General features: G+C 70.4%; 11 protein-coding genes. 2 read left to right on the top strand and 9 right to left on the bottom strand.

What is annotated here, in order from left to right; genetic code table 11:
* Positions 1-64: 64 nt before the first annotated feature.
* The 7 genes from araA to chvE all read right to left on the bottom strand — a co-directional run bounded on the left by araA (position 65) and on the right by chvE (position 9418).
* Positions 65-1594, bottom strand: a complete 1530-nt coding sequence (gene araA / locus EDF50_RS05800) for an L-arabinose isomerase (RefSeq protein ID WP_123518632.1) — start codon at positions 1592-1594, stop codon at positions 65-67.
* Positions 1591-2304 (bottom strand): L-ribulose-5-phosphate 4-epimerase, encoded by a 714-nt coding sequence (locus tag EDF50_RS05795; protein ID WP_123518631.1) that lies wholly within the window; start codon positions 2302-2304, stop codon positions 1591-1593. The genes araA and EDF50_RS05795 overlap by 4 nt, the downstream gene beginning before the upstream one ends.
* On the bottom strand, positions 2301-4115 hold the full coding sequence (araB, locus tag EDF50_RS05790) for a ribulokinase (protein ID WP_123518630.1): 1815 nt from the start codon (positions 4113-4115) through the stop codon (positions 2301-2303). The genes EDF50_RS05795 and araB overlap by 4 nt, the downstream gene beginning before the upstream one ends.
* A gap of 91 nt (positions 4116-4206) precedes the next feature.
* Positions 4207-5196, bottom strand: coding sequence for a LacI family DNA-binding transcriptional regulator (locus EDF50_RS05785; RefSeq protein ID WP_123518629.1), 990 nt, complete (start codon positions 5194-5196; stop codon positions 4207-4209).
* Positions 5197-5355: 159 nt separating this feature from the next.
* Positions 5356-6624, bottom strand: a complete 1269-nt coding sequence (mmsB, locus tag EDF50_RS05780) for a multiple monosaccharide ABC transporter permease (protein WP_123518628.1) — start codon at positions 6622-6624, stop codon at positions 5356-5358.
* Entirely contained in the window at positions 6611-8161 is a 1551-nt protein-coding gene (gene mmsA, locus EDF50_RS05775; RefSeq protein ID WP_123518627.1) for a multiple monosaccharide ABC transporter ATP-binding protein, read from the bottom strand. Before mmsA ends, mmsB begins: the two co-directional genes overlap by 14 nt.
* A gap of 102 nt (positions 8162-8263) precedes the next feature.
* Positions 8264-9418 (bottom strand): multiple monosaccharide ABC transporter substrate-binding protein, encoded by a 1155-nt coding sequence (chvE, locus tag EDF50_RS05770; RefSeq protein WP_123518626.1) that lies wholly within the window; start codon positions 9416-9418, stop codon positions 8264-8266.
* Positions 9419-9889: 471 nt separating this feature from the next.
* On the opposite strand from chvE, the gene EDF50_RS05760 reads away from it, so the two are divergent.
* Positions 9890-10195 (top strand): hypothetical protein, encoded by a 306-nt coding sequence (locus EDF50_RS05760; RefSeq protein ID WP_123518624.1) that lies wholly within the window; start codon positions 9890-9892, stop codon positions 10193-10195.
* 84 nt (positions 10196-10279) lie between these two features.
* On the opposite strand, the gene EDF50_RS05755 is transcribed toward EDF50_RS05760, so the two are convergent.
* Both EDF50_RS05755 and EDF50_RS05750 read right to left on the bottom strand, forming a co-directional pair.
* Positions 10280-11335 carry an aldose 1-epimerase family protein gene (locus EDF50_RS05755; RefSeq protein ID WP_123518623.1) on the bottom strand — a complete coding sequence of 352 codons (1056 nt, stop codon included), beginning with the start codon at positions 11333-11335 and terminating at the stop codon, positions 10280-10282.
* Positions 11328-12584, bottom strand: a complete 1257-nt coding sequence (locus EDF50_RS05750) for an FAD-binding protein (RefSeq protein ID WP_123518622.1) — start codon at positions 12582-12584, stop codon at positions 11328-11330. The genes EDF50_RS05755 and EDF50_RS05750 overlap by 8 nt, the downstream gene beginning before the upstream one ends.
* A 375-nt stretch (positions 12585-12959) precedes the next feature.
* On the opposite strand from EDF50_RS05750, the gene EDF50_RS05745 reads away from it, so the two are divergent.
* Positions 12960-13439: a hypothetical protein gene (locus tag EDF50_RS05745; RefSeq protein ID WP_123518621.1), complete on the top strand. Its 480-nt coding sequence runs from the start codon at positions 12960-12962 to the stop codon at positions 13437-13439.
* Positions 13440-13475 lie beyond the last annotated feature (36 nt).

Below are 13475 nucleotides of genomic sequence, written 5' to 3'. Positions count from 1 at the left end.
TGCACGAGCCTCGCGCCTCGCGCAGCGCCTCGCGCAGCGCCTCGCGCAGCGCCTCGCGCAGCGCCTACAGGCCGCGGGCGAGACGGTGGTACGCGGCGTTCCAGGCGACCTCGTGGCGGAAGTCGCGGATGCGGGTCTCCTCGTCGATGACGAGCAGCTCGGTCTCGACGATGCGCGCGAGGTCCTCGAAGGCCTCGAGTCCGACCGCGGTCGACATCACGGTGTGGTGCGCGGCGCCGGCGGTCAGCCAGGCCTCGGCCGACACGGCGAACGACGGACGGGGCTTCCACACCGCGCGCCCCACGGGCAGATTCGGAAGGTCTTCATCGGGGTCGACGACGTCGACCACGTTGACCGTGAGGCGGAACCGGTCGCGCACGTCGCTCATGGCGACGACGACGGCCGGGCCGGGGTCGGCCGAGAAGACCAGGCGCACCGGGTCGTCCTTGCCGCCGATGCCGAGGGCGTGCACCTCGAGCGAGGCACGTCCCGACGTGAGCGCCGGGCTGACCTCGAGCATGTGCGCACCGAGGATCTTCTCCTCGCCGGGCACGAGGTGGTACGTGTAGTCCTCCATCAAGGAGGCGCCACCCGGCAACCCGGCGCCCATCACGTTGGCCGCGCGCACCAGCACCGAGGTCTTCCAGTCGCCCTCGGCACCGAAGCCGTAGCCTTCGGCCATCAGGCGCTGCACCGCGAGGCCCGGCAATTGCTTCAGCGCGCCCAGGTCCTCGAAGTTCGTCGTGAACGCGCTGAAGCCGCCCTCTTCGAGGAACGACCGCAGGCCGATCTCGATGGCGGCGCCGTCGCGCAGCGACTGGTGACGCTCGCCACCCGCCCGCAGCTCGGGGACGACGTCGTACTCGGCCTCGTACACCGCGACGAGCTCGTCGATCGCCGTCTCGGACGCCGCCGCGACCGCCTCGGCCAGCTCGTTGACGCCCCAGGTGTTGACCTGCACGCCGAAGGCCAGCTCGGCCTCGGTCTTGTCGCCCTCGGTCACGCCGACGAAGCGCATGTTGTCGCCGAAGCGCGCGAGCTTGAGCGAGCGCATGGCCGAGGCCCCCGCAGCGGCACGCATCCAGGTGCCCACCTGCTGCTGGACGCGCGGGTCGCTGACGTGCCCGACGACCGTCTTGCGCGGCACGCCGAGACGGGTCTGCATGTAGCCGAACTCGCGGTCGCCGTGCGCCGCCTGGTTGAGGTTCATGAAGTCGAAGTCGATGTCGGCCCAGGGCAGGGCGACGTTCGCCTGCGTGTGCAGGTGCAGCAGCGGCTTGCGCAGGGCGTCGAGGCCGCCGATCCACATCTTGGCCGGGCTGAAGGTGTGCATCCAGGCCGTCACGCCGATGACGGAGTCGTCGAGGTTGGCCTCGAGCATGGTGCGGCGGATCGCGTCGGCGTCGGTCAACACGGGCTTCCAGACGAGACGCACGGGCACGTCGGAGGCGGCGGCGAGCTCGTCGGCGATGGCACGAGACTGGTCGGCGACCTGCTTCAGCGTCTCTTCGCCGTAGAGGCCCTGGCTGCCGGTGAGGAACCACACCTCTCTCGAGGCGAGGAAGGCGGTCGGGTCGAGGGTGTCGTTCGTCACTTGAGTTCTCCTGCGGGGGCTTGGCCGTACACGTTCTGGTACCGGTCGAAGAGGGCGTCGATGCTCTCTGCCGGGATGGGGATGGGTTCGCCGAGCTGGCGCGTGACGTGGACGGTCCGTGCCACGTCCTCGGTCATGACGGCGGCCTTGACCGCGTCCCGGGCGTCCTTGCCGATCGTGAAGACGCCGTGGTTCTGCATCAGCACGGCCCGGCTGCGGTGACCCGTGAGCGTCGCGACGATGCCGCGTCCGATCGAGTCGTCGCCGATGATCGCGAACGGCCCGACGGGGATCTCGCCGCCGAACTCGTCGGCCATCGCCGTGATCACGCACGGGATCGCTTCGCCGCGGGCGGCCCACGCCGTGGCGTAGGTCGAGTGGGTGTGCACCACTCCCCCGACGTGCGGCATGGTCCGGTACACGTAGGCGTGCGCCGCGGTGTCGCTCGAGGGGCTGCGGTCGCTGCCCGGCGTCCCCTCGACCACGGTGCCGTCGAGGCGGCAGAGGATCTGGTTCTCGGCCGTCAGGTCGTCGTAGAGCACCCCGCTCGGCTTGATCACGAACAGGTCGGTGCCGGGCACGCGACCCGAGACGTTGCCGCCCGTCCAGACGACCAGCCCGTAGCGCACGAGCTCGGCGTGCAGGGTCGCGACGTCCTCTCGGGTCGCGTCGATGGCCGCCTGCGTCGAGCGGTCGATCCAGCCGGTCATGCGGTCACCTGCGCGTCGCTCGTGGACGCGGTGGCGTCCTGCTCGACGGCGTCCGTGCCGCGGTCGCTCTCGGCGGTCGCCGAAGAACCCGAGGAGGCGCGGGTCGCGTCGCGACGCATCGCGCGAAGGCGGTGCATCACGTCGTTGCCGCCGCGGCCGAACCAGTCGTGCAACACGAGGTACTCGGCGTAGAGCGCGTCGTAGGCGTCGGCATTCGCCTCGTCGGGCACGTAGGTCGCCCGGTCGACGCTGCCCATGGCCTCGGCCGCCGACCGGATGTCGGGGTGGGCGCCCGCCGCGACGGCGGCGTGGATGGCCGAGCCGAGGGCCGGGCCCTGCTCGCTCGTGATCGTCGAGATCGGCAGGCGCAGCACGTCGCTGTAGGTCTGCATCAGGTGCGGGTTCTTCAGCAGGCCACCGGCGGCGATGAACTCGGTGACCGGCACGCCCGACTCCTCGAAGGCCTGGACGATGCGGCGCGTGCCGAAGGCCGTGGCCTCGAGCAGGGCACGATAACCCTCTTCGGGCGTGGTGCTGAGCGTCTGGCCGACGATGACGCCGCTCAGCTCGTGGTCGACGAGCACCGAGCGGTTGCCGCTGTGCCAGTCGAGGGCCACGAGGCCGTGGGCCCCGACGGGCTGCTCGTAGGCGAGGTCGGTGAGGTGTTGGTGCACGCTCTTGCCGGCCGCCGCGGCGTCGTCGACCGACGACTGCGGCACCTGGTTCTTCACGTACCAGGCGAAGATGTCGCCGACGCCGGACTGGCCGGCCTCGTAGCCGTAGAGCCCGTCGACGATGCCGCCGTCGACGACGCCGCACATGCCGGGCACCTCGGCGAGCGTGGAGCCGTTCATGACGTGGCAGGTGCTCGTGCCCATGATCGCGACCATCTGGCCGGGCTGCGTGGCCTTGGCGGCCGGCGCCGTCACGTGCGCGTCGACGTTGCCGACGGCCACGGCGATGCCCTCGGGCAGGCCCGTCCACGCGGCGGCCTCGGCGGTCAACGTGCCCGCGGCGTCACCCAGGGCGCCGATCTCGTGGACGACCTTGGTCTCGGCGAAGTCGGCGAAGTCGGGGTTCAGCGCGGAGAGGAACTCACGGCTGGGGTACTCACCGTCCTGGTAGATGCCCTTGTACCCGGCGGTGCAGGCGTTGCGCACGTAGCGACCGCTGAGCTGCCAGACGATCCAGTCGGCGGCCTCGACCCAGTGCTCGGTGGCGGCGTAGACCTCGGGGTCCTCCTCGAGCAGCTGGAGGCCCTTGGCGAACTCCCACTCGCTCGAGATGAGTCCGCCGTAGCGCGGCAACCAGCTCTCGCCGCGTTCGGCGGCCAGCTCGTTGATGCGGTCGGCCTGGCCCTGGGCGGCGTGGTGGCGCCAGAGCTTGACGAACGCGTGCGGGCGGTCGGCGAAGCGGTCGAGCTCGTTCAGCGGGGTGCCGTCGGCGGTGGTCGGCACCATGGTGCAGGCGGTGAAGTCGGTGCCGATGCCGACGACCGCGGAAGGGTCGACGCCCGACGCACGGAGCGCCTCGGGAACGGCGTTCTTCAGCACGTCGACGTAGTCGGCCGGCACCTGCAGGGCCCAGTCGGCGGGCAGTCGCTCGCCCGTGCCGGGCAGCGTGCGGTCGACGACGGCGTGCGGGTACTCGAACGTCGCGCTGGCCAGTTCGGCACCGTCGCGCACGCGGACGACGACGGCCCGGCCGCTGAGCGTGCCGTAGTCGACGCCGACGACGTACGCGTCGGCCGAGGTGCCGGCGGGGTCGGGGGCCGCGGGCGACGGGTCGGAGGGGATGGCGGTCTCAGCCATGGAACGTCCTTGTCCTGATGCGAAAGTGAGCGCTCACATTCTCACATGAGCGAGTGGGACCGTGCAATCTCGCACGGGGGGTGCAGGCCGGTCAGTGCAGGGGCCGCGCCGTCGAACGTCGGACGACGAGCTCGGGGTCGAGCGCCGCGACCGGCGCGTCGTCGCCCGCGAGCACGGCCTCGACCGTCGTCATGAGACGGCGCCCCAGGGCTTCGAAGTCCTGTCGCACGGTCGTCAACGGCGGCACGAAGTGCTCGGCCTCGGGGATGTCGTCGAAGCCGACGATGCTGACGTCGCGCGGCACGACGCACCCCGCGTCGACGTAGGCGTGCACGACACCGAGCGCCATCTGGTCGTTGCCGCAGAACACGGCCGTCACGTCGTCGCGGGCCGCGAGCTCACGTCCGATGCGATGGCCGGAGCCCGGCGTCCAGTCACCCCGCAGCAACACCGTCGAGTCGACACCGAGCCGTCCGCAGGCCTCGCGCCAGCCCCGTTCGCGTTCGCGACCGTCCATCCACCCGTCGGGCCCGGCGACGTGCGCGATGCGGTGGTGGCCGAGGGACACCAGATGCTCGACGGCGGCCTCGGCCCCGGCGGCCTGGTCGAACGACACGGTGTGGTGCCCGTCCTCGGCCTCGCTGTCGGCTGTGACGAGCGGCACCGACACCCCGGAGCGCCGCAGCACCTCGAGAGCCTCGGCGTCGGGCGCGATGAGCACGATGGCCGCCACGTTCTGGCCGACCAGGGAGTCGAGCGCCTGCCGCATGCCCTGCCGGTCGTCCACGTCGAGCGTGGCCATCGACACCTGGTAGCCGGCGCGTCGGGCGGCCCCGTTGAACCCGTGCATGGTGCTCGACGGCCCGTAGAACGGGAAGCCCGTGCTGATCACGCCCAGCGACTTCGTCTTGCGACTGGCCAGCGCCCGGGCGGTGAGGCTCGGCCGGTAGTGGAGCTCGTCGATTGCGAGGTCGACCTTGGCCTTGGTGGCGGGACGGACGGTGGGGTCGCCGTTGACGACTCGTGACACGGTCTGGTGCGAGACGCCGGCCGCGGCCGCGACGTCGAAGAGGGTTGCCACGAGGAGATCCTAGTTCGGTTCGGTTTTCGGGACGACGGTGTCCTGCGCGGCCGGCCCGCGCCTCCTGCGGTCTGGTCGGTTCCCGCCCGGGGCGGGGAGACGAGGAGGCGCGGCCCCCGTGACCGGGAACCGCGCCTCGTCGCCGGATGGTGCGGCTCGTTACTTGCCGGACGAGGCGGCGCGACGCTTGTTGAAGACGTCGAACGCGACCGCGGCGAGCAGCACGAGGCCCTTGATCAGGGACTGGTACTCGGTGCCGACACCGAGGATCGACATGCCGTTGTTCAGGATGCCGATGATCAGACCACCGACGATGGCGCCGGTGACCGTTCCGATGCCACCGGTGACGGCGGCGCCACCGATGAACACGGCCGCGATGGCGTCGAGCTCGAACCCGTTGCCGGCGCTGGGGCTGGCGAGGTTGAGCTGACCGGTGAAGACGACACCGGCCAGGGCCGCGATGACACCCATGTTGACGAACAGCAGGAACGTGACGCGCTTGGTCTTGACACCGGACAGCTCGGCGGCGTGCAGGTTGCCACCGATGGCGTAGACGTGACGACCGAACACCGAGTTCTTCATGACCATCGAGTACGCGACGACGAGCACGGCGAGCACGACCAGCACGATCGGGGTGCCCGAGTAGCTGGCGAGCAGGAACCCGATGTACATGACCAGGGCGACCGTGAAGACCATCTTCGTGATGAACCACAGGAAGGGCTCGTCCTCGAGCTGGTACTTGCGACGCGTCGCGCGTCCGCGCAGGCCGGTGCCGATGAGGGCCAGCGAGGCGACGGCGCCCAGGACGAGCGTCAGCGGCTCGTAGCCGGTCGTGCCGAAGGCGGGCAGGAAGCCCGAGCCGATGTCACGGAACCCCTGGGGGAAGGGCGAGATCTGCTGGCTCTGGAGGGCGATCTGGGCGGCCCCGCGGAACGCGAGCATGCCGGCCAGGGTCACGATGAACGCCGGGATGCCGAAGTAGGCGATCCAGAATCCCTGCCAGGCCCCGACCAGGGCGCCGAGCACGAGGCAGAGCACCACGGCGAGCGGCCAGGGCAGGCCCCACTGCGTGATCATGACGCCGGCCATGGCGCCGGTGAAGGCGACGATGGACCCGACCGAGAGATCGATGTGTCCGGCGATGATGACCATCACCATGCCGATGGCGAGGATCAGGATGTAGCTGTTCTGCACCACCAGGTTCGACACGTTGATCGGCGCCAGGGTGATGCCGTTCGTGGTGATCTGGAAGAACAGCACGATGACGATCAGCGCGATGAACAGGCCGATCTGACGCAGCTGGCCGCCGAGGTACGAGACCGCACCCGTGATCGGGTTGCCACCCGAACCGGACTGCGGCTGACGGGAGGTGGGCGACCCGCCCGTGGGCTTCGGGTCGGTGGCCTGGGTGGGGCTAGGCGCGCTCATTGACGGGGCTCTCTCGTTCGAGGGTCATGTACTTCAGGAGGAATTCGGGGGTCGCCTCGGCGATCGGCACGTCGGCCGTGATGCGTCCCTCCGAGAGGGTGTAGATGCGGTCGCAGATGCCGAGCAGTTCGGGCAGCTCGGACGAGATGACGATGACGCCCTTGCCCGCGTCGGCGAGCTGGTTGATGATCGTGTAGATCTCGTACTTGGCGCCGACGTCGATGCCGCGGGTGGGCTCGTCGAGGATCAGCACGTCGGGGTCGGCGTACATCCACTTCGACAGCACGACCTTCTGCTGGTTGCCGCCCGAGAGCTTGCCCGTCACCGACGCCACGGTGGGCGCCTTGATGTTCATGCTCTTGCGGAAGCGCTCGGCGACGGTGCTCTCTTCGGACCGGTTGACGAAGCCCCAGTTCGCGAGCTTGCCCAGGGCCGAACCCGACACGTTGCGCGTGATGTCGTCGATCAGGTTCAGACCGTACTTCTTGCGGTCCTCGGTGGCGTAGGCCAGGCCCGCGGCGATGGCCTTGCTGACCGTCGACGTGTCGATCTTCTGCCCGCGCTTGTAGACGGTGCCCGAGATGCCGGTGCCGTAGCTCTTGCCGAAGACGCTCATCGCGAGCTCGGTGCGTCCGGCACCCATCAGCCCGGCGATGCCGACGATCTCGCCGGCCTTCACGGTGAGGTTGGCCTGGTGGATGATCTCGCGCGTCGAGTCGAGGGGGTGGTGGACGGTCCAGTCCTCGATGCGGAGCAGCTCTTCGCCGACCGTCGACTCGTGGGCCGGGTAGCGGCTCTCGAGGTCACGGCCGACCATGCCCTTGATGATGCGGTCCTCGGACACCTCGTCGGCGTGCATGTCGAGGGTCTCGATGGTCTTGCCGTCGCGGATGATCGTCACCTTGTCGGCGATCGCCTTGATCTCGTTGAGCTTGTGGCTGATGATGATCGACGTGATGCCCTGCCCCTGCAGGCTCTTGATCAGGTCGAGCAGGTGGGCCGAGTCGTCGTCGTTCAGGGCGGCCGTCGGCTCGTCGAGGATCAGGATCTTCACGCGCTTCGAGAGTGCCTTGGCGATCTCGACCAGCTGCTGCTTGCCGACGCCGATGTCGACCACCTTGGTGACCGGGTTGTCGCGCAGGCCGACGCGGGCCAGCAGGCCGGCGGCGTCGAGGTTGGTCTTGTTCCAGTCGATGAAGCCGTTCTTGGACTGCTCGTTGCCGAGGAAGATGTTCTCGGCGATCGAGAGGAACGGGCTGAGCGCGAGCTCTTGGTGGATGATGACCACGCCCGCGGCCTCGGAGTCGTTGATGTTCTTGAAGTCGACGGGCTGGCCGTCGAGCAGGATCTGGCCGTCGAACGAGCCGCTCGGGTAGACGCCCGAGAGCACCTTCATCAGCGTCGACTTGCCGGCGCCGTTCTCGCCGCAGATCGCGTGGACCTGGCCGCGCTCGACCTCGAGCGTGACGTCCTGCAGGGCCTTGACGCCGGGGAACGTCTTGGTGATCTCCCGCATCTCGAGGATCGTGTTCGCCACGTGTTCCTTCTTCCGTGTGTCGGGTGGGTGCCGCTGGGAGCAGAGGAACGAGGAGGCGCTGGTCGGCGACCGGCGCCTCCTCGTCTCTCGCAGGGGAGGGACCTACTTGAGGTCGGCCTCGGTGTAGTAGCCGCTGTCGATCAGGACCTCTTTGTAGTTGTCCTTGGTGACGATGGTGGGCTGGAAGAGGTAGGTCGGGACGACCTTCACGCCGTTGTCGTACGTCTTGTCGTCGTTCGTCTCGGGGGTCTTGCCGTTGAGGATGTCATCGGCCATCACGACGGACTGGTCGGCGAGCTGACGGGTGTCCTTGTAGATGGTCGAGTACTGCTGACCCTCGATGATCGACTTGACCGAGGCGGCCTCGGCGTCCTGGCCGGTGATGACCGGCAGGGCGTCGCTGGAGTAGCCGGCACCCTCGAGCGCCGAGATGATGCCGATCGAGATGCCGTCGTAGGGCGAGAGCACGCCGTCGAGCTTGGTGCCGCCCGAGTAGGTCGAGGCGATCAGGTTCTGCATGCGGGCCTTGGCCGTGGCGGGGTCCCACTGCTGCGTCGCGGCCTGCGTGAACTGGTCCTGGCCGGAGCCGATCGTCAGCGAACCGTCCTCGATGTAGGGCTTGAGGGTGTCCATCGCGCCGTTGAAGAAGAAGGTCGCGTTGTTGTCGTCGGAGCTGCCGGCGAAGACCTCGATGGTCTTGGGCGAGGCGCCGTCGACCTTCTTGCCGTCGGCGTCGGCGAGGCCGAGACCCGTGAGCAGGCTGGTGCCCTGGTCGACGCCCACCTTGTAGTTGTCGAACGAGACGTAGTAGTCGACGTTCTCGTTGCCGGTCAGCAGACGGTCGTACGAGATGACCTTGATGCCGGCCTTGGCGGCCGAGTCGAGCTGGTCGCTGAGCGATCCGCCGTCGATCGAGGCGACGATGAGCACCTTGGCGCCCTTGGTGATCATGTTGCTGATCTGCTGGACCTGCTGGGGGATCTTGTTGTCGGCGTACTCGAGGTCGACCTTGTAGCCCTTGTCTTCCAGGGCGCTCTTGACGGCGTCGCCGTCCTTGATCCAGCGCTCGGACACCTTGGTGGGCATCGCGACGCCGATCAGCGCACCGGCGTTGTCGCCGCTGCTGCTGCCGCCGGCGTCACCGCCGCGTCCGCCGCCACCGCCGGAGCAGGCGGCCAGGGAGAATGCCATGCCGACGGCGACGATGCCGACGAGGAGCTTTTTCTTCACGGTTGTTCCATTCGTGTCAGGTGTCATCTCGACGGCGTCGTCGATGACGGGTGATGGTGCTGTGAGAGGGATCTCTGTGGTGCTGGCGCTCGACGGCTCGGGTGGCCGGGGACGCGCCGGGCCGACGGGTGCTCGAGGGCCGCCCGTCGGGGCTGAGGGGACGTCAGGCCGGAGCGGCCGCGAGGAGGCGCGAGGCGGGCGACGTGCGGACGACCGGTCGAGCGACCGGGCGGCGGAGGGAGGAGCTGTTCACGGTTGACCTCTTCGTCAGGAAACGTGTGGCTGGGGGTGTCGCGGCGTGGAGCATGATGGCCCGTCGCGAGGACGGTCGAGCGCTGACCTGAAAATGTGAGCGCTCACATCGAGTGGTGCTGGGCAATAATGAACGAGGTGCAGGTGCTTGTCAAGTCGGGTCGCGCCCGGCGTGTCGCGACAGGTTTTACACGTTCGCCACACGCCGTTCACGCGCGTGAGCGGTCGTCACGGCACAGTGTGGGCATGATGACCGTGACCGCGACCGTCCACACGGCCCACGACGCCGCCGGCCTGTTCTGGTTGTCGCGTCGCCTGCTGGCCGAGCACCGGGCGGCACGGGTCGAGGTCGGCCAGTACCTCGTGCAGCTCGCCGATGCCGGGACCGTGCTGCTGACCGAGCTGCCCGAGGCCCTGCGGTTCGACGTCGTCGTGCGGGACGAGCTGACCGCACGCCGCACGCGCCGAGCGCTCGAGGCAGCACTCGAGCGCTGCCTGCCCGGCACGGTCTCGGCGATGACCTGGCAGACCGAGCCGCTCGTCGCCGTGTGAGGGCGGCGCGGCGCGGCGCCCCCGAACCAGCACGACACCCCGGGCTCGTGGGGTGTCGTGCCGGTTCGGGGGTGTCAGGCCACGCTAGAACGCCGTGATGGTCCAGCTGGCCGTGTGGGCTTCGCCGGGCGCGAGCAGCACGAGGTCGTCGCCCGAGTTGAAGGCGTCGGGCGGGCACGTCATCGGCTCGACGGCCAGGCCGATGCGGTCGTTCTCGGGCTCCGGGCGGTCGGCGGTGTGCACCTGCACCCAGGGCAGCTCGGCGCCCCACGACATCGTGACCCCGTGTCCGTCGCGCGCGGTGACCGTGGCGGTGACCCGCGCCTCCTGACCGGGGCCGGCCGGGCCGTCGACGGCGTCGACCGCGGCGGACGCGAGGTCGGTGAAGGCGTGGTCGACGAAGAGGTCGCCGATCGCATGACCCTCACGGAAGTCGAAGCCCTCGCGGTCGCCGACCGGGCGGGTACCGACGGGCACGAGTCGGTCGTCGGTCACCTCGAGGTAGCTCGCGGCGGGCAGCGTGAACGTCCAGTCGTCGACGCGGCCTTCGCCGGCGACCAGGTACGGGTGCGGGGCGGTGCCGTAGGGGGCGACGCCCGTCCCTGCGTTGCGGGCCGTGACGGTCGTCGTGAGCCCGTCGTCGGTCAGCTCGTAGACGACCGACAGCGCCAGCCGCCACGGGTAACCGTCGCTCGGCGCGAGCACGAACGAGGCCGAGGCCCGCGCGGCCTGGGCCTGGTCGATCGTCCAGTCGGCCCAGTGCGCCAGACCGTGCAGGGCGTGGCCGCGTTCGACCTCGTTGAGCGGCAACTGGTGCTCGACGCCGTCGCGCTCGTAGCGCCCGTCGGTGACGCGGTTGGGCCACGGGGCGAGCAGGGCACCGCGGAAGCCGGGCCGCACCTCGTCGGCGTCGAACGGCACGACCAGGTCGCGACCCTCGAACGTGAGCGTGCGCAGCGTGGCACCCACCCCGGCCACCTCGGCACGGTAGCCGCCACGCTCGAGCACGACCTGCGCGCCCGACACGGGCAGCGCCGACGTGACGAGCCTCGCGGTCGGCGGCGCGCCCGGCGCGGGGGCGACGGCGGGAGGCGTGCTGCCGGGCGGCGGCACCGACGCGACAGGGGTGGGCTCAGACATGGGCGGGCTCTCCGAGGACGGACGCGGACAGGAACGGGTTGCGGAAGCGGCCCTCGGGGTCGACCGACTCGACGTGGGCGGCGAAGTCGCCGAGACGCGGATACACGCGGCGCAGCTCGGCGTGCGTGGCGGTCGAGACCTTGCCCCAGTGCGCGCGCGCGTCGAACGCTCCGAGCACCCGCTCGATCTCGGGCAGGGCGGCCAGCACCTCGTCGGGGCGGCGGTGCCAGGTGAAGTGGAAGGCCACGCTCTGGCGGCCGCTGCTCGGGCTGATCCAGGCGTCGTCGGGGGCGATCGTGCGGATCTCGCTGACCATCAGCACGTCGGCGAAGGTGTGCGCGATGCCCCGCAGCCCCTCGATGGCGGCGGCGGCGTGCTCGGCGGGGATCAAGAACTCGCTCTGGATCTCTTCGCCGGCGCTCGGCGTGAAGTCGAAACGGAAGTGCGGCAGGCGCTCGAGCCACGGGCCGGCCACGCCGCCCTGCTGCGTCACGGCCGCCGTCTCGGCCCCGGGGATCATGTGCGTGGTCGCGTCGGCCCGCACCGCGCCGAGCTCGCGCAGGTCGAGGCCCACCTCGTCACCGACCCGGTGCTTCGACCAGACCTGGTCGACCCCGTCCCCGTCGTAGCGCGTGAAGAAGCTCAGGCTGTAGGCGCTGGCCAGCACGGCGTCGAGGTGCTCGAGGGCGGCCGCCCAGGGCAGGTGCTCGTGGATGGTCTGCTCGACGTCGAAGGTGGGCACGGTGTCGAGTTCGAGGGCCGTGACGACACCCACGGCACCGAGCGAGACGACGGAGGCGCCGAACGCGTCGTCACCGCGGCGGACGGTCTCGAGGCTGCCGTCGGCCCGGACCAGCTCGACGGCGCGGACGCCGGCCGAGAGGGCGGGGTTGCCGACACCGGAGCCGTGTGTGCCGGTCTGGACCGCACCGGCAACCGAGATGTGCGGCAGCGAGGCGAGGTTGTGGAGGGCCAGGCCGCGACGCTGCAGCTCGCCGGCGAGCGCGGCGTGCGTCGTGCCGGCGCCGACGCGGACGGTACCCGCGGCCGAGTCGATCTCGACGGGGGTGCCGAGCGCCTCGAGCGAGACGAGGGTGCCGTCGGTGTCGGCGACCCGGTTGAACGAGTGACGCGAGCCCAGGGCCTTGACGCGACGGCTGCCGGTGACGACGTCACGCAGCTCGTCGAGGCTCGTGGGGCGACGCAGGTCGGTGGTCGAGTACTCGACGTTGGCGGCCCAGTTCTGCATGGAGACTCCTTCGGCTCGGGGTGCTCCGTCGAGTCTAGGCGAGCCTCGAGGCGCGGAGTGAGCGCTCACTCGCCTCGCTGCGGCGCCCTGGGCGAGATGTCACGACATGCCGCTCGAGAAAGAAGGTGAGCGGCAGGTCGTGACATCTCGGCGTTCTCGTGCGCGACGGTGGTGCACCCGTCGAGCCTAGCCAGACGACACGACGTCCCCCGATCCGCGTCCCCCGGATTGGGGACCGCCCCACCCCCGTACTGGGTGGCCGTGCCCCGTTGTCCCCCACGCCCGGGTGCGGTTCGCTGGACGGAGCCGTTCGAGAGCCACGTCGACGACGACACGGCCACGGACGACACCACGACTTCGGGGGAACAGAACACGATGGACACCGCAGAGCCCGACACCGGACGCCCGGGCACCACCGATCCCTCGGACGCCGCGACCACGCTCGACCCCGCCGCGACCGTCGTGGCCGCCCCGGCGACGGCGACCCGCCCGACGCGCCCTCGGCGCGAGCGTGCCACCCGGCTGCGTCGGCCCGCCGCCTTCGTGCTGTCCTGGCTCGACCTGCCGAACGACGGCAGCGACCCGAGCCTGCCCCTCGGCACCTGCCTGGTGCTCCGCACGGTGGGACGACCGGTTCGCGACGTGCTCGTCGACCTGCCCGGCGGGCCCGTCCGTGGTCGCGACAAACTGCGCCCCGGGGCCCTGCTCGGCATCGCCACCCCGGTCGAGCTGGACGCGCTGGTCGCCCTCGGCACCGTCTTCGTGGAGTGGTCGGACGCCCGCGGCGGTAGCCGGACCACGTGGCTGCGGGTCCCGCCGGTCCCCGCGCGGTACCGCAGCCCCGCCGCGCGCTGAGGCGCCCCGCGCACCGCGCACCGCGCCCCGACGGGA

This window comes from Frigoribacterium sp. PhB24, assembly GCF_003755185.1.
In the GTDB taxonomy this organism is placed as follows: Bacteria; Actinomycetota; Actinomycetes; order Actinomycetales; family Microbacteriaceae; genus Frigoribacterium.
This window is presented reverse-complemented; position numbering and strand designations above follow the sequence as displayed.